This is a genomic window from Haloarcula sp. 1CSR25-25, assembly GCF_032027985.1.
Taxonomy (GTDB): Archaea; Halobacteriota; Halobacteria; order Halobacteriales; family Haloarculaceae; genus Haloarcula.
The window spans coordinates 21,874-48,157 of the sequence record NZ_JAHYBW010000001.1 but is presented as its reverse complement, the minus strand read 5'-3'; the positions used below and the strand labels follow the sequence as shown (position 1 = coordinate 48,157).

The 26,284-nt window shown below is 53.7% G+C and carries 15 protein-coding genes and 1 pseudogene; 2 read left to right on the top strand and 14 right to left on the bottom strand.

Features of this window, described 5'->3' with window-relative positions; genetic code table 11:
- Nucleotides 1-18 precede the first annotated feature (18 nt).
- The 5 genes from KZ498_RS00155 to KZ498_RS00135 all read right to left on the bottom strand — a co-directional run bounded on the left by KZ498_RS00155 (nt 19) and on the right by KZ498_RS00135 (nt 5,632).
- Nucleotides 19-960 (bottom strand): ArdC-like ssDNA-binding domain-containing protein, encoded by a 942-nt coding sequence (locus KZ498_RS00155; protein WP_312615800.1) that lies wholly within the window; start codon nt 958-960, stop codon nt 19-21.
- A gap of 126 nt (nt 961-1,086) precedes the next feature.
- Nucleotides 1,087-1,428 carry a 2Fe-2S iron-sulfur cluster-binding protein gene (locus KZ498_RS00150; protein WP_312615799.1) on the bottom strand — a complete coding sequence of 114 codons (342 nt, stop codon included), beginning with the start codon at nt 1,426-1,428 and terminating at the stop codon, nt 1,087-1,089.
- A 113-nt stretch (nt 1,429-1,541) separates the two neighbouring features.
- Nucleotides 1,542-1,841, bottom strand: coding sequence for a DUF3006 domain-containing protein (locus KZ498_RS00145; protein ID WP_312615798.1), 300 nt, complete (start codon nt 1,839-1,841; stop codon nt 1,542-1,544).
- Nucleotides 1,838-3,250, bottom strand: coding sequence for a lamin tail domain-containing protein (locus KZ498_RS00140; RefSeq protein ID WP_312615796.1), 1,413 nt, complete (start codon nt 3,248-3,250; stop codon nt 1,838-1,840). The genes KZ498_RS00145 and KZ498_RS00140 overlap by 4 nt, the downstream gene beginning before the upstream one ends.
- A gap of 69 nt (nt 3,251-3,319) precedes the next feature.
- Entirely contained in the window at nt 3,320-5,632 is a 2,313-nt protein-coding gene (locus KZ498_RS00135) for a hypothetical protein (RefSeq protein ID WP_312615794.1), read from the bottom strand.
- A 189-nt stretch (nt 5,633-5,821) separates the two neighbouring features.
- Between KZ498_RS00135 and KZ498_RS00130 the strand changes: the two genes are divergently transcribed.
- The gene (locus KZ498_RS00130; RefSeq protein ID WP_312615792.1) at nt 5,822-6,019 is read left to right on the top strand and encodes a hypothetical protein; all 198 of its coding nucleotides are present in this window, start codon (nt 5,822-5,824) and stop codon (nt 6,017-6,019) included.
- Between the two features lie 52 nt (nt 6,020-6,071).
- On the opposite strand, the pseudogene KZ498_RS00125 reads toward KZ498_RS00130, so the two are convergent.
- Both KZ498_RS00125 and KZ498_RS00120 read right to left on the bottom strand, forming a co-directional pair.
- A pseudogene (locus tag KZ498_RS00125) lies at nt 6,072-6,553 on the bottom strand (ISH3 family transposase); the annotation flags it as partial.
- Nucleotides 6,554-6,699: 146 nt separating this feature from the next.
- Nucleotides 6,700-7,050, bottom strand: a complete 351-nt coding sequence (locus tag KZ498_RS00120) for a hypothetical protein (protein ID WP_312615790.1) — start codon at nt 7,048-7,050, stop codon at nt 6,700-6,702.
- Nucleotides 7,051-7,679: 629 nt separating this feature from the next.
- Between KZ498_RS00120 and KZ498_RS00115 the strand changes: the two genes are divergently transcribed.
- Nucleotides 7,680-8,273: a VWA domain-containing protein gene (locus KZ498_RS00115; RefSeq protein ID WP_312615789.1), complete on the top strand. Its 594-nt coding sequence runs from the start codon at nt 7,680-7,682 to the stop codon at nt 8,271-8,273.
- A gap of 55 nt (nt 8,274-8,328) precedes the next feature.
- Here the strand turns inward: KZ498_RS00115 and KZ498_RS00110 are convergent, their stop codons facing one another.
- The 7 genes from KZ498_RS00110 to KZ498_RS24660 all read right to left on the bottom strand — a co-directional run bounded on the left by KZ498_RS00110 (nt 8,329) and on the right by KZ498_RS24660 (nt 26,255).
- Nucleotides 8,329-13,800 carry a DEAD/DEAH box helicase gene (locus KZ498_RS00110; RefSeq protein WP_312615788.1) on the bottom strand — a complete coding sequence of 1,824 codons (5,472 nt, stop codon included), beginning with the start codon at nt 13,798-13,800 and terminating at the stop codon, nt 8,329-8,331.
- Between the two features lie 2 nt (nt 13,801-13,802).
- Nucleotides 13,803-19,268 carry a DEAD/DEAH box helicase gene (locus KZ498_RS00105; RefSeq protein WP_312615787.1) on the bottom strand — a complete coding sequence of 1,822 codons (5,466 nt, stop codon included), beginning with the start codon at nt 19,266-19,268 and terminating at the stop codon, nt 13,803-13,805.
- On the bottom strand, nt 19,268-20,026 hold the full coding sequence (locus KZ498_RS00100; RefSeq protein ID WP_312615786.1) for a hypothetical protein: 759 nt from the start codon (nt 20,024-20,026) through the stop codon (nt 19,268-19,270). Before KZ498_RS00100 ends, KZ498_RS00105 begins: the two co-directional genes overlap by 1 nt.
- The gene (locus KZ498_RS00095) at nt 20,023-23,400 is read right to left on the bottom strand and encodes a hypothetical protein (protein ID WP_312615784.1); all 3,378 of its coding nucleotides are present in this window, start codon (nt 23,398-23,400) and stop codon (nt 20,023-20,025) included. Before KZ498_RS00095 ends, KZ498_RS00100 begins: the two co-directional genes overlap by 4 nt.
- On the bottom strand, nt 23,397-24,269 hold the full coding sequence (locus KZ498_RS00090) for a hypothetical protein (RefSeq protein ID WP_312615781.1): 873 nt from the start codon (nt 24,267-24,269) through the stop codon (nt 23,397-23,399). The genes KZ498_RS00095 and KZ498_RS00090 overlap by 4 nt, the downstream gene beginning before the upstream one ends.
- Nucleotides 24,266-25,129, bottom strand: a complete 864-nt coding sequence (locus tag KZ498_RS00085) for a hypothetical protein (protein ID WP_312615780.1) — start codon at nt 25,127-25,129, stop codon at nt 24,266-24,268. The genes KZ498_RS00090 and KZ498_RS00085 overlap by 4 nt, the downstream gene beginning before the upstream one ends.
- 118 nt (nt 25,130-25,247) lie before the next feature.
- Nucleotides 25,248-26,255, bottom strand: a complete 1,008-nt coding sequence (locus KZ498_RS24660; RefSeq protein ID WP_396276082.1) for a hypothetical protein — start codon at nt 26,253-26,255, stop codon at nt 25,248-25,250.
- Nucleotides 26,256-26,284: the final 29 nt, after the last annotated feature.

Below are 26,284 nucleotides of genomic sequence, written 5' to 3'. Positions count from 1 at the left end.
TTTTTGATGAAACAGTGGTCACCTGCGTTGGTACTCTTTAACCGCTTCGAGTACCTCGGTGGCGGTTCGACTAATTCGGTCAAGACGGTCCAGAACAGTCTCAGGTTTGTCGGACTGCCACGAAGCGAGATACAGCGCTGACCCGCTCATGTCCAGGCCGAAGTGACGACCAACGACGTAGGCGACCGCCTCGGCTTCAACTTCCCGTTTCTCCCGTTCCGGGTTGTCGGTGACGCCGTTGTGAAGCAGTGCGTGTGCGTACTCGTGGATCAGGACTGCAGCCATCGCGGCAGTGCTTTCCCGAGCTCTGATCTCGATGGCAGTGTCGTACTCGTCTTCATCGTCGACCGGTTGACAGATGCCTTCTGCGGGGCCGTGGTCCCACTCCGCAGGATCAACGACTGCCACTTTCACCCCCAGCGTGTCCGCAGCTCCAGTGACTGCTGGAAACAGGTCGGTGGCATTCCCACGCGCCTCCGTGTCCAGTTCTGGAAGAGGCCTGCCTTCTGTTTGAGAGATGTCGAACACGGGAACGGGCTTGAACGCGACAGGTCCCTCCGACCACTCCTCGGGCGGCGTCTCGTCGTACTCACAGTCAGTGTTCTCGTGGTAGTTCGGCGAGTTCCCACAGCCCGGACACTGTCTGGCGATGATTGGAGCCCAGATCCAGATGGCCTGTTCGCCGTCCTGTACCTGTCTGTCGAACTCCTCTTGCCATGTCCGGTAGCCAGCGACCTTCGTCGCTTCTGGACACTGTCGCGCGATCAGGAGCGTGTTCCGATACGAGTAGTCGTGGAAGCGACTCTGGACGTCAAGCCACGTTTGGAACTCCTCGCTTGTTTTCGCCTTCGCAACGTCCTTGACCAGCTCTTCTGCCCACTGTTCGATCGTACGATGCATCTCGTCGCTGCGAGTGTCACTGGACGTAAATTGCACTCGCGAGGATGTGTTCGAAGCCATCTCGAAACCCGCGAGGCACTGTGTCTGTGCCCCGCACCCTTCAGGGGCAAATAAACTCGCGGGAGCGGTACTGCAGGACACAGCACTGAGCGACAGCAGCCCGGCTTCGGTCGAGGGTCCGGCGAGCTACTCTGGAGACATCTGCCGCGGGAGGACCTGCCCCCAGATGTGCTTCTCGAGCAGGCGTACTGTCAGCGGGTGCTCTACCTCGATACAACAGGAGAGTCGTGGGTAGCCGAACCGAACCGCTGCCGCATCATGCCAGTGTGTTGGTTCCGGGGCAGGATCGACTTCGACAGTACAGGTCGAACAGAGACCGCGGCCGCCACAGTTGGCGTACTGCGAGACGGTTCCGTATACCGGGTATCCTCGCTGAAGTAGCGCGTCTCGGAGGTTGGTACCCCGTTCAACCTCGATAGTCGTCGTTTCGTCCCCGCTAATGACCGTCACCGGAATGGTCTCGCTCATACGTTCGCTATCCCTTTTTTATCATGTGAGCAGTCATCGGTCAGAACAGCCGGCCCCTTGTATATCGCTCTCCCAGACACCAGCCTGATTGCGGCTGGTGGGCGTTGCTCGCCCTACGAATCCTCGTCTGATGGTGGCCGACTCGACAGCCGGTCAAACCGACTCTGTGCAGCGTCCTTCCGCGTCGCCGTCGTTTCTGGCCTGTAATCTGCCGCGACTATCGCTCCAGCCTCAACAGTGACCGACAGGATTGCATCAGCGTGTTGCGCATCCTCGGGTAGTTCGGTTGCGTCGATTATCGCGTGGCCGACCTCTGTCCCGTCCTGTTCGAAGAAGACAGTCGCGAGCCCGTCTTCGATTGAATCGACAACGGCAGTGTACTCGCCGTCAGCCACTTCATCGAGTTCTGTCATTCGTATGTCCTCTGACGGACGACATCTCCGTCACTGTTTCGCACGGTGACTGTGTCGCCGCCGTTGTTCCAGATCGGCGATCCCGAATCCCAGTAGAGATCAGTGTCGCTATCGGTCCCACTACCAGTGTGCAGTGTCACTGTCTCACCGGCACCCAGCGTGTAGCCATCTGGGAACGTGTATGTCTTTCCGACATCGTCTTCGACTGTCCACCCCGAGAGGTCCAGTGGCTCGTCGCCGGTATTCTCGAACACGACGTACTCGTCGTTGAGGTTCTCACGATCGTCGCCCTCGGCGTCAGCGTTGATGGCTGCAATCTGGAGCGAGTCGGCAGTACCCGTCATCCCTCCGTCAGTCGCGACAGCCTCTGTCTGTGTGGTGACTGGGCTGGCGCCAAGCCGGTCTCGCTCAACGACATCGCCAGTGGTCCCTGGTTCGACGGGCTTGCCGTCACGGATCGCAAGCGGATCCGTCGGCGCAGCCTGCTGCGTGCGAACCGAGACGCCTGCCCCATCGCTGACGAGGACGATATCGCCATGGGTTGCTGTCCAGTATGTGGGCATCGACCGGTCATGCAGGCGTTGCAGAACCTCCTCTGTGGGGTGGCCATACTGAGAATCGTAGGCACTGGAGATGATGACTGCCTTTGGCTGGACTGCATCGAGCAGGTCGCCGCTGGTCGAACTCGACGAGCCGTGGTGACCAGCTTTCATCACCGTCGCCTGCAGCTGGTTGCCGTATTCGTCGACGAGATACCCCTCCTGGTCGTCTTCGGCATCACCAGTCAGGAGGAAACTTGTCTCACCGTGGGTAAGCTTGAGAACGATACTGTTCTCGTTGCGAGCGTCGTTCTCGAGGTACGGCTCCGGTGGCCCGAGTACCTGCGTGTCGACCCCTTCGAACTGTATCGAATCGCCTTCTCGGGTTTCGTACAGCGTCACGTCGTGTTCTTCGACAGCGTCGAGGTAGCGCTCATATGTTTTCGTACTCGCAGCGATTCCCGGGTCATAGATTATGCCGATACCATCCGCTTCTGTCTCGTAGTACTCGATGATCGCCGCGTTCCCACCGATGTGGTCAGCGTCGTTATGCGAGACAACAAGGTGGTCGATCCGGTCGATATCGTGTCGCTGGAGATACTGCAGCACGTACTCGCCGTCGTCGGTAAAGTGGCCTGTGTCGATCAACATCGTCTCACCGGTTGGCCCGACGACGAGCGTGCTCACTGACTGGCCGACGTTGATATAGTGGACCTCGACTGTGCCGTTCGCTGCGGTCGTGGTCTCGGCTGCCGTTGCCGTCGGTGTTGGGTCCGGTGTGGAGACATCTGCGGGTGCAGACCCGCTACAGCCGGCCAGGAGAAGGACAACTGCGAAAAGGAGGATCGTCAGACCGCGCGAACTGGACATGATACGGCTTCATATGGGGTCGAGCGTCATAGACTCCGTGGCTAAGATGTCCACTGACCGTCTGCCATTCTAAGGCACGTCGATATTCATCGTCATGACTGAGTCAGATGGTGAGATGTCGCGAATGGCGAAACCACTTGGAGTGCCGTCGGCCCAGGTCAGTGCCGCTTTCGTATCACTGGGCCGGTTCGACAACAGATCATACCCGGTCGCAGTATCCGACCCATCCCACAACGACTGATCCATCTGCTTGGTAATCACTGGTTTGATCATACGCAAGCGCTGTCTCCAATCGTCGAGATCGTTCCAGTGACTTTCCCGAACGTCATGAGGTGGCTCGGTAGCATCGTCGCCCTCGACATAGTGAAAGACAGCAAGCCCCTCATCAGGTAGATCATCATAGGGACGTCGCTGGCGGTTTTCGAGAAGGAAGAATTCCGTGGTCTCGCGCCCTTCGCGGGGAAGCACGATCACGTTCCCCGAATCAGCCACTGCAGGCAACTCGTAACTGCCGCTTCGTAGCGGAACAGTCGGGCGAGCCCACCCAAGCATCAATTTGAACACGCCACATGGGTGCGAGTGGCGAGTGCCCATCGGACCACCACCCCGTTGTGCCATAACATCGAACCCTTCGACTCTAAAGGGCGTGTCCGTATCGTAGAGGTCTGGCAAGTCGTAGAACAGGTGGAAGAGCTCGTGAACCAAGATTGGGACGTTAGGGGGGTCGCCAGCGTACCACTCAGCGATCTGGCCGAACTGGACGCCGTCGACGACAAGCGGCTCCCATGGCGACTCCTGCCGGGCCGCCGTTCGAACGAAGCCACCCCCTCCTTCGCCGACAGCAATGATGACACCGAGTTCGTCGGGAGAGAGGTGGCGATCATGATTGTTATCATAGACGGCGTAGTCTACCGCATAGCGCCCGGCCGTCGTAATCGCCTCCATGTACTTCCGGTGATGGTTCTCGTTCCACTTCTGGCTCTCTTCACCGGACGCGTCGGAATCGGCGTACCAGGAGCGATCGAAATCAGACTGAATCCAGCCTCTCGTCCCCGCGTGACCCACGGTGAATGCCCCCTTACTCACTGTCCGGAAGTAGTCCGTTGCGCTCCCTCCACTTTGATTGCCGAACGCGGCATCTTCAATGGTGGTCAACAGCGGTGCGGATTGGTCACGATATGACCAGCCAATCAGGAACGCATCTCTTCGCCGGCGGCGATCGAAATCGATCCCTTCGCGGCCGTCTCCGAGCCTCTCGACCGTTCGTCTGCTCGGGCTCAGGTTCCAACAGACGACCAGACTGTCGTCCGAGACAGCAGCCACGTGTTCGACGTGTTGTGGTCCATTCGGTGTTGTCCATCCCTCGGCTGGCGCATCGGCAGACACATTCGTCGCCTGGGTGATGTCGAGAACCTGCCACCAGTGCTTGTTATTCCACCAAAATCGGTAGGCGTTCCCTCCACCAACGGCTGTGAGGCAGTCGATCGAGCGGTCGCTGCCGGCCTCCGTCGCAGTCATAGAGTACGACGACGCGACAGCGTCGACCGGTTGATTCGTCTCTTCGCTTGGATTGGCGCGTTTCCAGCCGCCGGGTTGGTCTTGGAAACTGCGCCAGTAGACGACCAACTGGTGCGCGCGAGTAACGGCCGCGACGTGCTCAATGTTACCGCCGTTGTAGGTCACCGTCGGACCGATCAGGAAGCGCTCGTATTGGTCGGATATTCGTCCTGTACTCCATCGGCCACCTTCTGGTCGCACACACTCGATCAGTTCCCCTGTCGAAGAAACCGCTGCGATGTGGATTGACGTACTGGGCGAATTGGTCTTGTAGGCTGCAATCGTAACAGGTTTTATTTGTATCGAGTCGCCGTCCTCCCGTCTGACGAGGCTCGCGTGCCAACCTGTTGATGGACGAAACCGAAACTCAACCAGTTCGCCGTATCGGTTTGCCGCGTAGAGGTATTCAGAGAGTTCACCTGATTCCCAGTTGAGGACTGACTCGATGCTTGTCGCCCCGTCGACAGGGACCTGCGTGTGAGAGGAGATATCGAACGAACGCCATTCGCCGCCTGATTGCCACCAACAGACAATGAGATTCCCCTCGTCATCGGGCAGGGCAAGATGCTCCACGTTTTTGTTCCCGTTGTCCGTCTGCCAAGCTACTGGCTTTACCTGAGCGAATTGGCGACCGGTCTTTTCAGACACGTCCGTCACCTGCCAGTCTGTCGATGGCGACCACCAGAAATTGAGGAGGTTTCCATTCGTATCAACTCCCGCGAGGTGTTCGACGAGCTCGTCGCCACTGGGCGTTTGCCAGCTCTCGACAGCCGTCGTTACTTCCCGTCCAGTTTTATCGGTGACATCTATGGTACTTGGTCGCATACACAACGCCACGTTGTGGCAGTTGTATCGTAATACGCAACGCTATGTACGTAGTGGCTACCTCGGCCGTGGTGGATCGTCAGCCGTGAACTGATTGCATGGTTCCAGAGATTACTACTTCGTGACGAGTTGCACGACGCCCTGATCGTAGAGGAAAGGGTTTGAGAGGGGTCTCGTCGTATAGGATGCATGGACAAAAATCAACTGCTGGAACTCGCGCTATACTATCTTGCCATGTTGCTTCTGGTGTTTTTCATCCTCGAAGTCACTCAAGCAGTTGTGGGTGAGATTGCGTTCTGGCTCGAATTGGTGATTATCCTTATTATTGTCTTTGCGTATCGATATATCGCGGTGTGGCTTGGTGTTGCCCCCAGTGGTCGGGAGTAGTGGGGTGGGGTAGCGAGTCGTCTTTATTTGTATTCTGTTGAGTGTTCTCGACGAGACGGCGCACCGCCAGCGTGTCTCGCTTATTCTTCACACGCGCGTAGAGTGTCGCATAGGCGTGGAACGCGGTGATTCCACGCTTTGCCTCTGAGTGGTAGATGCCTGCTGTTTCGTCTTCGTCAACGTAGTAGGGCCGCACGTGGAGGTCTGCGATGACCTCTACCTGCTCAGGGAGAACCTCTAGAACGTCCTTTTGTAGGAGCGCGGTCCCAACTTGTTCAACCGACGTTAGGTCGAACTTCTTGCGGAGGTGGTAAGAATCGTGTTTTGGTGAGGAGAATTTTCGCTGGTCGCGCAGAGCTCAGATATCGAGGTCCCGTTGGCGCAAGAGCCGACGAGGACCTCGTAGATATCCTCAGCTTCGATTTCAGCATTATCGCAGAGACTGAGATCAATTTCCTCGTCAAGGATGTTGACGAGGAAATTAAGAAGCTGGTCCTCGTAGATTTCACTGCCTGCTTGCTGGGTCGTAGGCACACCTTCAGCAAGCAGGCGTTCTAACTAACCGGCTTTGTGAAGTACTGAGTATTAACCGGCGACGTAAGCCAAGGTCTTGGCTTGCGATGGACATCACGCGACTTCCATCCGTTGCAGAGAGTTTCAACAGAGTTGCCCTGGACTACCTATCGGTCATACCCTTCTCTTGCTTCGAGTGACTGGAGCAGGCCCTGTGTTGCATCGATGAGTGTTGCCAGTCGGTCTTGATTGAAAGCTGTAATCTGCAGAGTCTCGGCATCGTAGGTGATGACACCCGTCTTCTCGAGGATCGGCAAGTGCAGGTGGTGCAGGGCTTGCTCCTGACTGCTAGCAGACTGTGTGGAGGCACTCGGTTCGTCCGGGAGTTCGCTGGCGAGTGCCGTACAGGCAAGCGGGACATCGGCCGACGATAGTGCCTCGACGATTTGGATCCGGGTTTCATGTCGAAAGATCTCGAACCCATGGATGGCTTCCTGTGTTGGCGTATCCACAGTCATTCGATCACCCCGGGATCTACATGGGGTGCTGGCGGCCTATTCTGACTTGTAGCGATTGGAGCATCACCCAGTAGATTGGAGTAGCTGCCGGGTTCTAAAACTGATCTGGAAAAAACCAAATTATCGCACTCTGATTTCGAATCCGTGATATTACCATGAAATGAGCCGTGTTTCATCAGTGCAAACATAGCCGGTTCTTTTTGAGATAGAACTTTTCGCTCTAAATGATGCACACCGGCTTGTCCCGATTTAAATCCAATACGTGAAATAAAATCAGTAAACTGGCCTATTTGTATATGGTCTAATGGTGTTTCCCTACAACACTGGCACAGGCTTTTGATCATTGCTACACTGATTTGGATTGTATGGCCCTTAATAAATGAGAAATAGTCAGTAAAGCAATAAGCTGGCTGATTAAAGTTTTTGATACTATAAACATCAATCAACAAAACGTTCAACAATATATTAAATTCACACTCGCATACAGAGTCTACCGATATTGTACTCCCGTTTGATCTTTTATTTGCAGGAACTCTATCTCAGTTTTTCTGGTATTTATGATACCCTGTAATCCCAATCACTGAGGTATGAAGACTCACATTACGTTTGTCCTTGACTCATCCGGATCGATGTCTAAGATTAAAGAAGACACTAAAGGTGGTTTCAATTCCTTCCTGAAAGATCAACGAGGTGAAGTGGGAACCGCCACAGTCACACTCTATGATTTTAATACGAATGTTGAGTTGGTGTATGCTGAGTCTCCGATCGCAGATGCGCCACGACTGACCAGTGAGACATATACTCCAGTTGGGAAGACGGCCCTCCATGACGCACTCTACACTGCAGTCACTGAGACCGCCGAGCGAATCGCGGCCACAGACCAATCCGAACAACCGGACAACGTGATCATCGTCACATTGACCGATGGGAAAGAGAATGCGTCTGAAACCAATCACAAACGAGTGCAGGAACAGGTACAAATGCGGCGTGAGGAGCAAGGGTGGGAATTCCTGTTCATCGGGGCCAATCAGGATGCTGCGCTGACAGCCGAAAACATGGGGATGGATGCTGACCGCTCGTTAAATATGGCTCATAGTGGGGAGGGAACACAAGCAGCATATGAGTCTACCTCAGAACAAATAAGCAACGTCCGACAGGAGGGGCACACCAGCGGATATAGTGCTACTGACCGGCAACGGCAGGAGAACGCCCGCCACGACTGAGTGGAGTCGTTAGATCAACGCGATATAATTTTCATTTCTGCGGATCTGTTCGGAACTATTCGCTATCTTGGGGAGAAAGGTGTAAGCCGCTGTTCACTAATGCGAGCAGTCCTTCCTTATCGAAGGAATCTGGATCATTCTGATCAGTGCAACCATACTGGTATAGGCAGAACGGGCACCCGCTGTCACAGTCACAATCGAATGTTTCTACCAGTATATCTAGAGCTTGCTGGAAGTTACTATCGGAGTCTCCAGCATCATCGGAAAGAAGCACTGTGATCCCGCTGCCCCCTTCGTCCCCATCGTACACGTAAGTACCGTCGTCCTCTATAGTCTCTGGAACTTTTCGAACACTGACTCCCCCAATATACTGCAGTGCCAGACGCAGGCCATGAGCGAGTGTATGTTCGAGTTCTTCATTATCAAACTGGATCCGAACACCCTCGGTCTCGAACTCTGCAGCGAGTTGAACCGCAACTGAATCATCCGTCTCGTGTTGTGGATCTTGCAAGCAGTACGACCGATCATCGGACTGAGCGAGGAACCCATTACAGTTATCGACACCGCACCGCTCGAAGATAGTGGGAAGCGGGTCAGAGCTGCCGTTTTTGTAGGTGGCATAGAACTGGTCAGCTGTCGCACGGATTTCTAAGTGCCCGTGAGCGAACGTTCCCAACTGATTCCCGTCCCCATCGACGATTGCAAAGTTTCGACCATTATTCGGGGTGAATCCGACTACCTCTCGATCAACGGGGGCGTAGGTACTCTGGATTTCTTGATCACTTGCGCTATACAGTTGGTCCGGTGTCAATGCGTCCCCGTTTGGCAGCGTTTCGACCGGAAGATCATGCTTGTGTGCACGAACTCTGCTGGGAACGATCGTCTGGAGTCGTTTTAGTTCAGTTCCACATGCGTCGCAGTTACTCGCATCAATTGATTCAGTTGTCCCACAGGTTGGACAGATCGCCTCGTCAGCGACAGTTTCCCGGACGCGTGACGTTTCAAACGAATCTGCAATGAGCTCTGTCACAACGTAGGTTTCATTATCTGAATGTAGATATGCAGCGCCCGGATGCAACTCCGACAAGGCGACCTGTATGTCGCGGTCAAGCGGATCCGATGTCACAGTCTCGAACCCGGCCCCAATAAGTTCGTAGATCACAGACGCCGACACTGAGCGAAGACTAAAATCGACGTCACTGTGTGTCCCGAGGAAGTCCCCGAATGATTGCTCCTCCAGTCGTTGCAGATATTGGTCCAGTTGTGTCCGGCGGTTACGGAGTCGTTCGAGGCGTTCACGCTGATCAGATCCATCTACTTGATCTTGGCCACTGCGTCGGTTGCGTCGAGCCGACCGGCGAGCATCGCTAACTTCTGACTCAAGTCGGTCTAGTTCCTCGAACAACTCATCCTCAAATTTGAGGTAGGAATCAATGATTTGCTCTTCAAACCGTTCCAGTGCTTCATCGATGAGGTAATTAAATTCCTCAAGCGCGGAAACGGTCTCACCATCACAGCTATCTTGCGTACAGTCTGTGGTCTCCCCCTCGCCATACTTACGTCCACAGTGGGGGCAATATTCGAACCGAAGCAGGTCAGCAAGCCAGGCCCGTGAGTCGTCACGGTTGCTCTCAATCGCATCGCGAATTCCTTCAAGTGGTGAAATAGCTGCGCCCGGCTGGAGTTGGGCACACGAACTGGCCAAAAGTGAACTAAACCCGTGGATATCATTTGGTCGTGGCTCGGATCGTGACAGAGGAGCGTCCGACTCATCGTACACAAAGATATCCTGTACTGCATCCGATTCTCGGTGAATCGGAACCCACTGTGTTGCGGCAACGTAATCCAGAAGTGCCCACGTTAGTGATTGTCGAAGGACATTCTCATTCACTTCGTTCAATGGAACAGGTTGCGCGTCAGCCTGGATCAATTCGTTCGGCCGTTCGAAATAGTAATAATCTATTGGATTGCGCTGACTGACTGAATGAATAAGTGAAGACCCAGACTGCCGACCTGCTCGACCGACACGCTGGAGATATGAGTTCATATTCGGTGGCGTTCCGTATAGAAGGAGAGAATTAAGATCACCAATATCAACACCCAGTTCCATCGCCGGGCCAGACGAGAGGAAGTGTGGATACCGTCGTTCCCTGAACTGGTATTCGATACGGCGACGGTCCCGTCGTTCTGTGGCCCCGAAGTACGTCGTTCCAAGTAACTGGAGTGGGTCGGATATGGCAACCCGGAATGCTGTCAATGTGAAGTGAGGGTGTTCGACTGTCGAGCGAGACTGCCAGTCTGCTTCAAACTCGACGAGGGTCTCTGTATCGGACGAACAGGCCTGCTCAAAATCGGCATAGTACCGTTCTGCCACCGGTTCATAGCCGATTGGTGCATCGTCGCCGACCATAGCACACTCCACGGCGCTGGGGTCGAGCCCGACAAGCAGTCCATGTTCTGTGTCCCGTCGCTCTAGGACCCCCATGTCAACTAATTCCTCGATATGATGGCCTACCCCGTCGATTTCCTCAGAGAGACTCGATACATAGCGTCTACTCTGATTTTCAAGTGCGGCGACAATTTTCTGTTTCGTCTCGTCAAGTGCGTCTATGTCAACATCAAGACGGACGTTGACAATCCCTTCATTGGGGAGTCGAAGATAGGACGCTCTGCGATTATTGAATTGCCCGCTTAGAATCCGTGCAGCCACTTCCTCGTGGACATACTCTTCTGTCGATTGATCGTATCGTGTGAGTGGTCCCAGAACCGGAGAAGAGTTCGAATCACCCTCTGTTTGCAACTCTGTCTCGTACGCTTGGGCCTGCTTCCAGACACCCGCTTGTATGTCCTCTAGTGTACACCATGTGTCGGTACGATTGTCGAGTTCGTCGACAACTAACTGCGTGAAAAAGAGAGATTCCTCCGGTTCGTTGAAATCACGGGTTAGTTCTTTCATATCGCTCTGGCTGTCGGCAAAGGAGAGAGTCTTAGCCCGACTGAAGGAATCAGGATCATCCCGATCAGCGATAGCCCGGAGTAGATACTGCGATGTTGTCACAGCCGTGTTTCCGGGTCCGCGAAGCATCGAATTGTACCGGTCGGATTTGCTGTAGGACTTTCTACGGTCATAGCACGGGACTGCACCAGGGAAATCAGTTGGACTCCGAACCTGACCCCGCTCATCAACTTGCTTGTACTGCGTGAACCCGCGAATAGTCGTCTGCTCGTCGGGGTGATCACAAAAACAGTGTTCACCAGGGAACAGATCACGATCACATGATGTGCAGTGTTCGACGCGAGTGATATCGAATAGTGCAGTTTTCGCAAATCGGCGATTGCCACAGGAGCATGAATTCGGCGGGTCGCCGAAGTAGACCGCGTCGCAGTCTTGGTCACGACATTGCCACCCGAGTAACCGTCTCGGCTCAAGTTCCCCCCCACAACTACACCGTTTGCCATCGTCGGCGTTTTTGTACACCTCTTCACACTCAACACAGTAACCGAGGTCATCTGTCAACGGTTCAAGCCGGTGGCTGTGACAGGACTCACAGACTCCCGCGTCAGCTGCTGCTTGGGTGACATCACAGGTGGGATTCGTACAGACGTATTGGTCGCGATCATTTTCGAGCAGGAGCGGAGTCCCATCGTCACACTCCGGACAGGTCTGGACCCTGTCGATTTTACCCTTCGTCCCACAGTCCTGACACTCGTAAAACGGCCGCCAAACAGTCCGTAGCATCTCCGTCCCACAACGACAGGACTGTGTCTCAAAGTACTCGAATTGCCCCTCATGAGAAGTGACTGTGAGTGGTGAGAGGCGCTCACAGTCGGGACAGTACCACGACCCGAGGGCTTCTTCGCCACAGTGGGTACAGTAGGAGAGTTTGGTTACGAACGTGTGGCCACACTCCGAACAGGAACTCTGTGGTGTCTCGTAGACGGTTGCACATCCCAGACAGGAGTAGTACCCGTCGATAGGCCAGGAAAACAGGTGCGCTCGACTCTCCAGAATCCCCGACAAGCGTCCAATCGTAATGAAATTGGAAAGTGCTGTTTCAGCTGCCGTCTGTGAGAGATTAAACTCGGCCCTGATATCCTCAATGATATCCTCCGGTGTTTTGGGTGTCTCATAGAGCTTCTCGTAAAGAGTCCGAATCCAGTTGAGTGAATCCCCCTGCTGGGTAAGTAATTCGGAATACAGGGTCGATTCGACACGCTGGCGCGCATCCGACCGTCCAAGTGCTTCGCTCAGTTGCAGTTGTGTCCGTTCGAGTAGCGCAGCCCCAACCGGCCCAGGATCAGCGTCACCAGAGAGGGCATCAAGGAATTGTTCCTCGTCAAGTGTCTCTGTTGTAAATATCGTCGGGACAGTCCGTTCGGTAGGCGCTGTTAATGTCTGTGGATCCTCAGTAACGATTGACGTATCAGAATTTGCGAACGGGTTGATACGATTAAAAATCTCCTCGCGATTTTCCACGGTTGCGCTGGCCCCGATTAACTGTAGTCCGTCATCTGCCATCGATTCATAACTTCTGAGTGCTTGTCGTGTCCGCGAATACCGCCGCATTAGCATCGAGGTATAGGCACCGAACAGTTCGGAATACTCGTGGATTTCGTCGAACACGACGAATTTCGGTTCCGAAATAAACACTGACTGTTCTTCGCTCCCATTGATGTTGAACAGCCGATAGTTCACCGTGTCGGGATTCGTTAGTAAAATATCGACACCGTGATTACGAATTGCCTCACGGGTAAGACGAATGAAACCCAGCCCAGGGTCGGGTGCAGTGTCGGTATCGTGAGTGACCCGGAACTCATCGTCTTTGGTTCGCTCGACGGTAAGCGATGTGCCGCACTGGTTACACGGACAATCAAAGAAATTGAACACCGTGCGCAAGTAGTCTAGTTCGGCTGGATCATTGGAGGGCGTATCGCCGTCAAAAATGCCGATGGTAATACGGTTGGCACCGCTTCGTGGCTGGTTGAGCTCGTGTAAATAGCCGATGAGTCGTTTGAGTTGATCCTGTGCGAGCGCCTTCGTGGGATACGTCAGTAGACACTTGACACTCTCTCGTGGATGGTCGGGATGGTCTCCCAGTTTCGCTTCACAGATAAACTGAAGGATTGGAATGAGCCAACTTTCGGTTTTTCCCCGCCCAGTGCCCGCAGTGACGAGAGTGTGGTCGCCGTCGAGAACGCGCTTGATCGCCTCACTTTGGAATTCATAGAGGCGATCAAAGCCCGCCTGCGTGAACGTTCGAATGATATCTTCGTGTAACCCAATATCCCGAGCGAATTCTTCCCACTCTGGACCCTCACGTGGTAAGTCTAGTGCTTGCAGATACGGCCCTCGAGTCCGCATAAAAGACGTCAAACTGTCGTCGATCGTCGCATCGGAGTCGGTTCTGTGATACCTATCGATGATATCACGTAGTACCCGTGGTTTCCCGGTCCCCACATAGTGGGATGCGTATGATTGCCTGACGTGTGTTGCCAACTCGAGCATGTCGTGATTATCTTCTACCATAATTAGTCGCCTCCCTCTGGTTCGTGTTCATGCAGACTGAGATCGGCGTCATTGAGGAGTTGGACAACGCCGTCTCTGTCAAAGGTATCGCTCCGGTTTCTCGTGTCACAACCGTACTGGAACAGGCACAGTGGACATCCACTATCACAGTCACAGTCAAGATGGGTCGTGAGCAAGTCCACCGCTGTCTGGAAATTGCTTCGCTCGGATACCGAGTCAGTAACTAGCAACTGAGCTACGCCGCCTCCACCTTCCTGTGCATCGAACACGTCGACAGCAGAGGAGGCGTCGTCATGTGTCACCTCAGTAAGATCACGGATATTGACACCACCAAGATACTGAAGCGCAAGTCGGAACCCGTGTGCGAGAACATGCGATTTGTCGCTATCACCGAGATCGACTCGAACACCGTTTGTGTCATATGCATATCCTAATCGAACGTACTCAGATCCTTCATCGCCGGTTGGTCTATGTTCAGAGTCCGCGCTACAGTGTGGTTGGTCCTCTTCATCACGGTAGACAATCCCGGTACAGTCAGGATCGCCACAGATCTCGAACGGTGTTGCTTGTGGGTCACGTTCGCCGTTTTTGTATTTCGCGCGGTACTCTGACGCGTGGACAAGAACAGTAAACGTCCCAAATGCTAACGTCCCGACCTGCTGGCCGCTTTCAGTTTCGATAGTATACCGTTCGGTGGGATCGAACGAGAGAACATCGGTGCCACGTTCAGCGTAGGTGTTTTGAATTTCCGATTGGGTCTCCTGGTAGATCTCTCTTGCTGCATGCCCCCCGCTGGACATCAGCAAGTCCGACCGGTGGGCTGTAATTGCATCCGGTGTGACAAGCCGTCGGCGTTTCAGCGGCACCGACGCATCACAGTCACACGATGCGTCACCTCCAGCATGTGTTTCATCGCATGCTGGACAGACGTACTGTTCGGCCAGTTCCGTCGCTTCTGAGTTTTGTACCCGCTGTCGCAACCTCGTGGATTTGAAATCATCCGTTGAGAGATGGGAGACCACATACGTCTGGTCGCGGTCTAAATACGCGGCACCGGGATGCAATTCGCTGATTGCCATTTTAACGGCTCGACCGTCGTCGTCTCCGAGTGATCGAGTTGTGTACCCGTCGTCGTCGCTGTCAACGAGCGAGACAGCGACATTGTCCGAGACACTCCGCATATCAAAGGCGTATCTGCTTTGTCGCGATTCCCGCAAGAAATCAACGTACGAGAGGCGCTTGACCCGCTCAATCCGTTCTTCAAGTGCCGACCGCCGATCGACGAGCGTTTCACGTTGTTCGAGCAGTTCACGGGCACGCTCGGATGATGTCACCCGCCGTCGTTCGCGTCGCGTTTGGTTCGCCTCACGACTCACCGACTCCAGTTCGGTCTCCAGTCCATCGAGATAGGTGGTATAACTATCCAGATACCGGTCTGTAAATTCATCAACCGCCTCAGTTGGCAGGTCGCCAAAGAGTGCCATTGCATCCTCTATGTCGCCACGGCAATCCGCTGAATGACAGTCTTCACCGGTGCGTTCGCGATCGTATTTTCTACTGCAGAGTAGACACACGCCGTGATCAAGAATGGACTCGAGATACTGTTCGATATCCCTCCGGTAGTCGTGAACGATGGTCGACAACACAGCTAACTGTGAGTTGTTCGTGTCGAGCCCCAGGTTTCCGGTTCTGGCGGACATAACATGCGTCAATTTCGCAGCATCGTCGTCGGTGGATGGCGGTGTCGGAGTGAATGTATCCCCATCGCTGACTTTCTTGTACTTCCCGTGTTGGTTGACGGTCCATGGAATCACGAAGTTGGCAGCCACGTAGTCGAACACGGCCCACGTCAAGGAGACCCGGAGGACTTCGCGGTTGTACTCTTTCAGGGGTACGGGCTGTGGATCAGCAGCCATCAGATCGCTGGGTTGGTCATAGTAATAGTAGTCGATCGGGTTACGCTGACTAACGGAGTGGACAAGTGATGCGTTGGAACTGCGACCAGCACGGCCGATTCGCTGGAGATAGGCGTTCATGTTCGGTGGCGTACCATAGAGCAAGAGTGCGTCGAGGGCGCCGATATCTACGCCAAGTTCCATTGTCGGCCCCGACGAGAGGAAATGCGGAAAATTACCCTCCCTGAACAGGTACTCGAGTTCTCGTCGCTCACGTTTTTCGGTCATTCCGTGATAGACACGGCACAACAGAATCCGCATCTCGGAGTAGCATGCTCTGTACGCCCGAGCAGTAAACCGTGGGTTCGACGGATCCGCAAGTTCCTCAAGCGTCGTCCCAAATGGCACTGCCTTCCCGGACCGGGTGCCAAACTGTGCGTCAAGCGTCTGCTCGATTGATCCAGTATCAGGCCGGTACTGTAACCCATCACCGTCCCCGGCCGTCGTGAACTGTAGCACGTCCTCAGTAAATCGTACGTACTCATCCGCCATCTTGAGGATGTTTTTCTCCGTAAGTTCGGTAAGTACAGGCTCTAACTCACCACTATCAACCGACCGAAGATTGTTAATATGACAGTCGTTGCCCGTCGCAACAAGTTCGTGGATCACTGCTCGCTCAGTCTCCGAAAGTGTATTCCGGGCGTCAGGATCCAAACGAACATCGATAAGTCCCTCATCGGCGAGTGCTCCACCATACTCGCTGTACCTGGCACTGTACCGGTGTGGGACTGCTCGCCGGCGAAGTCGGTCCGCAATCGCTTCCTCTACCTCCATGTACTGTCGCGCTGTGCCTACCAACTCTTCTTTAAGATCAAACGAGAGCGATCGGATATCGTTCGGTGGCGCTAATGCGTCGTGCAGTTTGTCAATCCGCTCCATCGCACCAGTGATGACTGTTGAAAGTGACGGCCACGACGCTGAAGCGGCCTGAATGGCATCGACGAGACATTGGTCAAGAAGTGTCGCCACCTCGGGTTCACCGAAGTCTCGATTCAACTCCTTCATATCCCGATGTGAATCAGCGAAGGAGAGGAGTTTCGACGATTCGTATCCCTCTTCATCCGCAACTGCCCGGAGCATATATTGTGCCGTCGTTACAGCAAGATTTCCAGGCCCACGGACCAATTCGTCATATCGACGGTCCGGGTCATAGCTGAGTGATTGGTGTGTACAGGGTGCAGCGGGTCGAAAGCTGCTTATTGACCGTATTTCACCGTTCGGTTGTATCGTCTTGAAAGACTGGTGGGCGCCGTCACGAGGATGGGAGTCGCTGTCTGCACACTCACAGGTCGGAGTCTGAACAAAGCCTGTCTCACAGGACTCGCAGTAGGTATCCTCGAAGATTTCGAACAGGCCTTCTCGCGCGAACGTGTAGGAACCACATGTACACGTATCTGGGATATCACCGAAATACCGTCTTTGACACTCATCGTTCCGGCAGACCCACGGAATAAACCTGGTTTGGACCACATCGGCTCCACAGTCACAGGTCGTTTCACCCCCGTGGCTCATTCCACAATCAGGACAGACCACTGCTCCATCCCCAGTTATCGGTCGCTGGCGGCCACCACACTGCTCACATCCGTTAGTGTATGGCTGTGTCGCCTCACAGGTTGGATTCGGGCATGTTACTACTTCCGGGTCGGTGTGGACCATATCGGTCCCACACTCAGAACAGGCCTCGGTCGTCGACCGCGTCGTTTCGTGTCCACAGTTAATGCACTCGAGGTGTGGATGGAATGTCACACGAAGCGTTCGTACCTCCTCCCCCGTCGCTTGTCGACATCGCTGACAGTAATGTTCGTCCTGCACTGCGATATCGCCCTCGTCTGACGGTGTGTACGGCTCTAACTGATTGCACTCAGGACAGTACCACGCGATGAGGGCCTCATCGGCACATCCGTGGCAATACGTCGAGCGTGTGACGAAACCGAATCCACAGTTCTGGCACGACCCCATCGGCGATCGATAGACTGCCTCGCATGCTGCACAGGTATAGAATCCATCGATCGGCCATGAAAATAGGTGGGTCCTGTTCTCGAGGAGGCCTGAAAATGTTCCCAGGGTTCGAAAATTCCGAAGTGCCAACTCTGCAGTCGACTGATTGAGGTCGAACTGCGACTGGACTAATTCGATAACTTCGTCGTATGGCAGTGGTTCATCGGAGAGCGCACTGTGGAACGCCTGGATAGCGTTGACGACTGGGTCGTCTGTAACCTGTGTAAAATAATCAAAGAGTCGGTCGCTGAAAAGTTCACGTAGGCGTTCGTCATCATGATCTTGCGGATCGATTCCGAATGTCACGTTCGACAGAACAGGGAGGTCAAGTTGCCCTCGTGCGAAGGAAAATAGATCTGCATCCGTCAGTTCACGATTTGTGAAGCTTGCCGGGAGCCGGTCAACTGGCTCTGGGTCAAGCGTTTGCGGTCGCTCGTCAACGTGGGCAATCGATTGTCCCCCGCTGATTTTCCTGAAGAGTTCGATATCGTTATCGACGGTTGCGCTACTGGCGATGACCTGGAGCTCCCCACAGTCGTGTTGTGATCGCATCGCCCGGAGGCGTTTTGTGAGCGTCGCAGTGTAACTGCCAAAGAGTCCATCGTACGTGTGAACCTCATCAAACACGAGGAATTCCGGATCGTATACGAACGCAGCGTGTTCATCAGGGGCGTTGACGTTGATGAGTTTCCGATTGATTGTATCGGGATTCGTCAGGAGTATGTCGACTCCCTCAGTCAAAATATCGTGTTTGGTGAGACGGATGAAATCAAGCGGGACGTCATCGATGCAATGGCGCTTCTCGGGTTGGAGTTCGTATCGTTGTCCAGCATGGTGGACGCGGACACCTTGGTCGCAGGTGCGGCATTTTTCAAGTTCTCCATTCCGACCGGGACACTTGAAGTACTTGAACGAGGATTGTAGATACCCCTGTGCTCTGGAACCCACGTTCGTCGGCGTATCGCCGTCATAGATGCCAATCGTGATTTGGTTTGAGGCAGGCCATTTGTCGTTGATCCGGTACAGGTATTGAACCAACCGCTTGAATTGGTCCTGGGCGAGTGCCTTCGTCGGATAAATCAACATCGCCTTGACACTTGTTTCCGACTCCTCGCGCTTCATCTCCAAGATCCGGTCCAAAATCGGTATCAACCAGGCCTCAGTCTTCCCGCGACCCGTTGCGGCCGTCACAACCGTGTCCTTCCCGGCTTTCACCTGCTCGACAGTCCGCTCTTGGAAATCATAGAGTCTGCGAAAACCAAGATCACCGAACGAATCGGCGATTAACGGGTTAATATTTGCATCTCGACAGAATGTGTCCCAAGACCGCTCGCTCCAGTTCGGAATATCAAGTGCTTGCAAGAACGGGCCCCGAATACCGAGCACTGAGTCTTCGGCCCCGGGGGTATTGGCGTATCTGTTAGTGACGCTCCGGCCAGCCGGGCCGACTCGGCCGATGAAGTGATTCTCATACGCCTCAATCATTTCCTCAGCGCGCTCGGGTGGGTTTTTCATTAGATACTGATTTTGACTACATTGCGGAGGGCATCGATTGACAACATTTCCGATGCCACTGCGTCATCGAGTTTGTCAAGTGTAATTTCACCCTCATTGGCCAGACGTTGGAGTATCGCTATTGTTTCGTCGCTCAAATCATGGTTTTGCTGGAATGTCTCCCAACCGACTTCTCCTTGTTGATATTTCTTCTCTAAATTATTCCACCTGGCCTCAAGTTGATTGATGTCTTTAGACTCCTCCCACATCGTCCGTGAAACGAATTTCTCGATTTCTCTGAGTGTCTCCGACATTTCCTGTGATTCGCCGACCAACTTCTGGACACTCCGGGCGGTCTCGACACTATCTTCCCATTCGGACTGGACATCCCGCAACTCATCCTTGACCGCCTCCTTGGCCTTGTTTAATCTCGATATCGCCTGCTGGATTTTGTGCTCGTAGTCGTCTTCATTGTTCTCAACAACCAGTTTATAGAAGTCATCTTCATCGCGCTGTAGCAACGACCGTGCACGATCACGGGCTACGTCCACCTCTCCGCCGACCGGAAGCTCTCTATCGTGAACTATTGTGAGTATGTCTACATAAAATTCCAAGGACTCGATTCGCACTTCAAGACGACCCAGTGAATTCTCGACAGATGAGAGGGACGAAAGATATTGCTGTTTTTTCGTCTCATAATTTTCGAACTCCTCGTACTCGGTCGCCTTCGTTTCGATCTGTTCAACGACAGACTGGAGTTGCATCTCTGTTTTCGTCATTGGTTGTCCCCTCCCAGTGTGTCCAGAGCGTTAGACTGTTGATCGAGTACAGCAGCCATTTCGTCTGAATTTCTAATTTCACGTTCAAGCCCGCCGCCTGACGATTCAATCTCGATATCTTCGGCTATTTCGATCATTTCGCCAATCGCAGCATAAATGTCCCACTCGACACGTCGCTTCTTGCTCTCTTCGAACTTGTGGAGCAGCGAGACGAATTCCGGACCAGTCTTCGATTCGATCTCCCGTAGGACTTTGATATCCTGCTTGAACTCAAGGAGATGCAGTTCGTCAGCGTCGTCGAGTCGTTTTTTCTGTGTCTCCCACCGCTCCATCAGACTCACATCGAGTTTGCCCACCGATTCGTACAATCGCTCGTATATGTCTCGCAGTTGCGGGGCATCATGGGAATCATCAAACCATTTGTCGATTTTCTCAACCTGGTCCACGACGTGTTCTGCGTCTTCAGGACCTAACTTGTTCAACTCCTGAGCGTACTCAGATACTCGCTCGAACAGTAGCGTCAATTTCTGCGTTGCATCAGATCGTGTCGTTCCCACCCGGTAAGCGTCAGGCAGGCCGGCCGGATCAATGTACATCGCTTCCGTGATATACGAATCGAGGTTCTCAACGACACTCTCATGAGCGTCCGATAGCCTCTTGTCATCGATGAAGTTTGTCTTCAATTTGAAAAAGCCTTCAGCGAGATCTTGCGGGACACTACTAGATTTTGTCAGATTGCTGTAGGCCGCACGATATGGATGGCCCGCGGAGAACCGCTCCCCAATTGGATGGCTGTACGAGCTTGCAGTCGAATACTCCTCGAAGACGAGATTGCGACTAAGTTCCGTGGTCCCTTGTCCAGCGTTGATAAGCAAATACTGGGCGACGATGATGAACTCCTCTATTGTCCACCCATCAGGGAGACAGTTTTCGATGGTCGACCGCATCTCCGAACGGAGCGTCGAAACCTCTTCAGTTGCCCACCCGCGAAGGAGATCATAGTTGAGTTCATATCGCTCCTCATGTGGAAGTTCGTCGTCAGCGCTAAGCCCACACCAGAGCAACGGCTCGTAAATGGGATTATGCTCCGTTCCGAACGGGAGATTCACGCTCAGCCCGTCTCGTTCATTGACTGATTGGATTGAGACTGGAGTTTCGCTCCCACGAGCGTAGTAGATCCCAGCGACACCCGTGGCGGAGGCGTTCGGATTCGCCAACCGAGTCGGGTCATACCACGATTCGAGCACAGTCACAGCACCGCTTCGAAGCGTTTCTGAACTGTCGTATTCCTCACCTGATTTAAGCCATTGCTCGTACTCGAATCGCTGCTGATCGACTTCATCCCCTGGCAGTTCGACATCGACAGGATAGGTACCACCGCTTTCCTTCACCGTCACGGTGATTTCTTCCTCGACTCCCTCGACCTCACCGCTGATGGTCATTTCGGGTGGATCGGACGCAGTTATTGTGACTGTACCCTCTTCATCAGTTATCCCGACTTCCTCACCGTCCTTATGGAGTGGCACACCGGCGACTGCCTCACCGTTGAATTTCGCTTGGATCGTTACGTCATCACCCACATCCGGCTGCGATGGTGTCGGAGTCAGCGTTAACGAGTCGGTACCGACTGCCAACGACAGTGAATCCGAGAGATCTGCCGTCCGTGCGGTGATTGTGACTTCGCGCTCCTCGTTCGGCAGTTCAACAGTCGCCGATCCGTCCTCACCAGTTAACCCGACATTGTCATCGTCAAGTGTGACTTCCGCATCTGCTTCGGGACGACTGTTGAGTGACGCTGCCACGGTTACTGTAGCGCCGGGCTCGACTAATCCCTCTACGTGGGTTAATCGAAAGTCGCGCTTTGGTCCGGAACCAGTTCCCTGAAGAATAACTGGATCTGCATTCTCGAAGACTGAATCGGGAATCGTGACTTCGAACGACTCTGGAATCCCACGTGGGAGTTGTATATTCCCATCAGCAGATGGGATGCCATACCACTTGGCGAGACTTTGTATCTCTCCTGGAAGATCAAGTGAAACCGGCGTCGGGAACTGCTTCACGTAGGGGTTCCCTTCAATCGATTCGAACGGAGGTGTCCTCGCGGTAAGACACTCCCGGACGATTCGGATGAGCAATAACCGCGGCGTCCGACGTTCGTTCCCATCCTGCACGAGGTGCTCGTATGAGCGGCGAATGAACTCCGCGTTGAACGGATAGAGATCGTCGAACTCCGATTCTGGGATATCGATATCCAACGTTGCTGCTGATTCTTCCCGAATGACCGAGACATACTTTCGGGCAAGTTCGACTGTGGCATCCTCGGTAAGGAAATAGGCCTGCCCGGTCTCATCAGTGGTGCTGAGGTACCCCTCGGCCCGGTCTTTCATGTACGTGTACGTATTCTCGCTGGTCCCTAGGGCCGTATCGAGATCATCTTTCTCCCACCCTGTCGTCCAACCTAAGACGACGTCGTAATGTCCACTGTCGAGTTGGAAGATGTGGTCAAGGAGCTGCTCCTTGAGGACGCTGAATGTGGTTAGATCCTCGCAGATAAGTACTGGCCTGAGGCCCCGCTCAACGTACTCGTCAGAAATCCGCTCAAGTTTCTCTTGGAAGTTTCCAACATTAAGTTTCCCCGAGAGTTCATCGTGGAGGAACCCTCGCAGCATTGGGAAAATCGTATCCCGACCACGTGCTTTACCGAACGCACTGAGAGCCAGTGTACGATAGTCGTCCTCGTCGAGGAGATCCGGAATCTCATCTTCATCTTCGCTGGCCACTGCACGCTGGTATTCTTTCAGATTCCTTGTGAGAATACTTCGCAGATCGTCACCTGTTCGGTCAGCGATGAGTTCTTTAACCTCCCTCTCAGTCAGTTCCTGGAAGGCTGCTGGCGCATACGCATCGAGATTTGTGACCATTGCATCTGCGACCTTCTTTGGAGAAAGGTCCTCGACGTTACCGACTTGGATATCGAGATCGACAGGGTCCGTCAGAATCTCGACAATATCTTCGATTCGGGTCTGGCTGCGCGATACGTGCAGTGCGATGTGTGTTTCATCAGTTCCGCTGCTCTCTCCCCGACCGATTTGGTATTCAAGCCATTGACAGAGTTGGCTCTTCCCGCTGCCAGTCTCACCGCGAAGAATGAAGATCCGGTTGTCGTCATTGACATTGGATTTGAGAATTGCGTCACGGAATTCCTCCTGCGTGACGAACTCATCGTTGGTTGGGTGAGGGAAGAGATAATCTGCCCGAATCTTATCAATATCTATGTGGGTCTTCGCGAACTCTTCACGTGATTTCTGATGCGATTCAGGTGTCAGGTAACGACGGATGACATCATCATCCCAGTCGACAGGCATCGTCGTCATTGTGCCACCTCGACAAACCGCTCAAGTGGATAACGGTACTTCGCCGACTCGGCCTTTGGTAACTCGTTCAATGAGAACTCCTTTATCGCCGGTTTTTCGGTCCGTGAGTGGGTTTCAGGGAGTTGCACTTCGTTTTTCGCATCGGCCATCCCCCGAACTTCGACAATCCCGTCATCGATTAAGTTTTGCAGCGTATCGGTCACACCGCGATGGAGTTGGGCCGTACCGGGTCGGGCAGATAGCACCGTCATGAAATATTGCTCTATCCACGTCACCGCTTCTCCGAAATCGTTCGAGTTCTCTGTTTCCTCAAATGTCTCCAACAGTTCATACAGGAGTGCTTGGACTGGACTCAAGACTAGCTCTCGGGAGTCAATGTAGTCGATAGCCCCGATTCCTTCATACAGACGGTACCACATATTGACCTTTGTCTTATTCCAATTGATGTAGTCCAATTCGCGATTGAGATACGTGACAAGGAGGTCTCGCTCAAGCGTTTTGGGTGCTTCATCGAATGCGACCCCTTGTATAGCTGCGAGATGGTCTTGCGGTCGCTCCTGTTGGTGGAGGTGGTGCAGCAGTTTGGCCTCGAACGACAGATTTGGAAATACATCCCTGTTGATTGGTTCGATAACCCGATCTTCGGGCCGCTCAATGAAATCCAATGCGTGCATGAAGTTTAGGCATTGATTGAGATGATCATCATCACCGATGGTAAACTGGGTTCGAAAAGAACTGAGGTTTACAGTTCCAGACGGGGTATCCAGTGCCTGGTAGAGAAGTTTCAGTTCTGGTGGTCGAACCGTTGTGTAATTGACAAGCGTTGCTTCTGGTTTGCCGTCGGCATAGCGGTAATTTTCTGCAGTCATCGGTGTTCTGGATCGCGCTGTCGGTAGTCTTCGAACTGTGCAAGATCGTAGTCACAAATGTCGAGCGTCTCGAGAATGTGGTTCGCGACTCGCTGGGTATCCCCTCGTTCAGTCCAGGACCGGAGCGCCTCTCTAATGCGCTCCGAATAGTCACTGAGGACGTTTTCAAGATCGTGTTCGATGAAGTATCGTGCTGATTCCCACACTGGGCTTTCGGCCGGCGCCCGCGTATAATCGAACACCTCATCAATTGATTCGGCGGGCACTCCGTGCTGGTGGTGCATCGTCGAAGCGGCGTGGAAGAACAGATTCCGCGTGTCCACTACAGGGATGTGTGAGTCCAGATGCGACTCTAGAACTTCACTCGATAAATGCTCGTAATCCCGGACACAGATTTCGCCGAATTCATCCACGATAGACTTCCCTGGCTTCTTGGTATAGCTAGGTGTCATTGGGGCAGCCGTGTCAGCCACGAGTACATACCGACCTCCCTCATCGATGGAACGACGGACCAACTGCCGAACAAGGTCTTCCTCGCCGTACTCGTTGATGCCCTGCTGAGTCACGACATGGACCAGCGGAAATGAGAGGTCCGAGGCGTCGTTGACTTCGTCAGTAAGCACGGGATCATAATCGACCAGTTTAAACTGATTATCCCATACTTCGGTGTGGAGGACCGTCTCGAAGCCATAGAGTTGAAACAGCGGGACGGACCGTAGTTGTGCACGGGCGTGTTGGTCCCGACGTTGAAGTTGAGGCTCTTTTACCACCACCGTCGGCGTGTTCGCATCTATAAGATCAGTAAACCCCACCTCGTCTCGACTTGCGATTGGTTCGTACCAATGAGTCTGCACTGTCACGTTTGATTCCACCCTGTGGAGTAACTCACCAGTTTAGTAGACATATCTGTGTCAATTCTGTAAAGACTCATTAAGCTTTCCTGCCATTCTCTAATGTAATAATTAGAGGAATAGTCTATCATCGCTCTGTCCTGGCCTCCCAGACCTCCCGATACTGCAGTAACTCACTCTTTCGCTCACTGATAGTGCTCGCTGAAACGTTCATTACGGCCCCTATCTCGTCGAGTGTTGGCCTCGCTTCGGGAGTCACCAACGAGAAGGCGGCGTGGAGGGCGGCCGCCGCAAGCGTTCGTGGTGAAATACTTTCCGTTACATCCACATCGGATCGCTGAGCGGTGAGTAATCGTATCGCACAGCGTTCGATGCGATGGCTTGCAGATAGCTTTGAAACTGCTTGCGGGACGAACGCCTGTGGGTCAATCGGCGGAACCTCTACATTAAGGTGAAGTGTCAGAATACCGCGTGCGGTGCGCACCTGATCGCGAGTCGCCGGTGACGCCGACTCGATTTCTCGGACAGAGACAGGCAACGACAGTGAACTCTGACGGACTGCAACGAGGAGACAGGCCGCGATGAATCCATCGACTGATCGCCCTTGGACATGCCCTCTTTTGTGTGCTATGCGGTAGAGGCGGGCAGCCGATTCCAATTCTGCTGTCGGGACATTGAGCGCTGCGCCAAGTCGCCGGAGTTCACTGAGGGCACCATCGAGTCGGTATTCACGAGGGCGAAGTTGTTTGGTCCACCCCGTGTCATTGCACACTCTCTGCTGCGAGGGTGAGAGTGGTGTTCCGTTAGTATCTGTTGTCACACCGGTATCAACCCCTGCTCCGAGTCCCTGATCGGCATACAACAGTGTCACCCGACTCCCGGTGCGTGCAGACTCTGCATGGGTATCGCCATATGTGGGTTGTGGTGCAGTTGAGAGGGGTTGTGCTGTAATTACAGTCTGACAATCCTGACAGACACCTTCAGAGGTGTCAATAGTTTTGACTACGGCTTCGCAGTTTGGACAGGTTCGTCCATCAGTAACTGTTGGAGACGGCGGTGCTTCCGACTGAAATGAGGTCCCGTTTGTTTGTCCAACTGACGCTACGTCGGTCGTATGGGTGGATGGCGGACACATGTTTGTACGGTGATAACCGTGGTACCGCC

Coding starts and splice junctions, on each gene's coding strand:
- KZ498_RS00155 (WP_312615800.1), bottom strand. CDS start 960: ATGGCTTCGAACACATCCTCGCGAGTGCAATTTACGTCCAGTGACACT.
- KZ498_RS00150 (WP_312615799.1), bottom strand. CDS start 1,428: ATGAGCGAGACCATTCCGGTGACGGTCATTAGCGGGGACGAAACGACG.
- KZ498_RS00145 (WP_312615798.1), bottom strand. CDS start 1,841: ATGACAGAACTCGATGAAGTGGCTGACGGCGAGTACACTGCCGTTGTC.
- KZ498_RS00140 (WP_312615796.1), bottom strand. CDS start 3,250: ATGTCCAGTTCGCGCGGTCTGACGATCCTCCTTTTCGCAGTTGTCCTT.
- KZ498_RS00135 (WP_312615794.1), bottom strand. CDS start 5,632: ATGCGACCAAGTACCATAGATGTCACCGATAAAACTGGACGGGAAGTA.
- KZ498_RS00130 (WP_312615792.1), top strand. CDS start 5,822: ATGGACAAAAATCAACTGCTGGAACTCGCGCTATACTATCTTGCCATG.
- KZ498_RS00120 (WP_312615790.1), bottom strand. CDS start 7,050: ATGACTGTGGATACGCCAACACAGGAAGCCATCCATGGGTTCGAGATC.
- KZ498_RS00115 (WP_312615789.1), top strand. CDS start 7,680: ATGTCTAAGATTAAAGAAGACACTAAAGGTGGTTTCAATTCCTTCCTG.
- KZ498_RS00110 (WP_312615788.1), bottom strand. CDS start 13,800: ATGGTAGAAGATAATCACGACATGCTCGAGTTGGCAACACACGTCAGG.
- KZ498_RS00105 (WP_312615787.1), bottom strand. CDS start 19,268: ATGAAAAACCCACCCGAGCGCGCTGAGGAAATGATTGAGGCGTATGAG.
- KZ498_RS00100 (WP_312615786.1), bottom strand. CDS start 20,026: ATGACGAAAACAGAGATGCAACTCCAGTCTGTCGTTGAACAGATCGAA.
- KZ498_RS00095 (WP_312615784.1), bottom strand. CDS start 23,400: ATGACGACGATGCCTGTCGACTGGGATGATGATGTCATCCGTCGTTAC.
- KZ498_RS00090 (WP_312615781.1), bottom strand. CDS start 24,269: ATGACTGCAGAAAATTACCGCTATGCCGACGGCAAACCAGAAGCAACG.
- KZ498_RS24660 (WP_396276082.1), bottom strand. CDS start 26,255: ATGTGTCCGCCATCCACCCATACGACCGACGTAGCGTCAGTTGGACAA.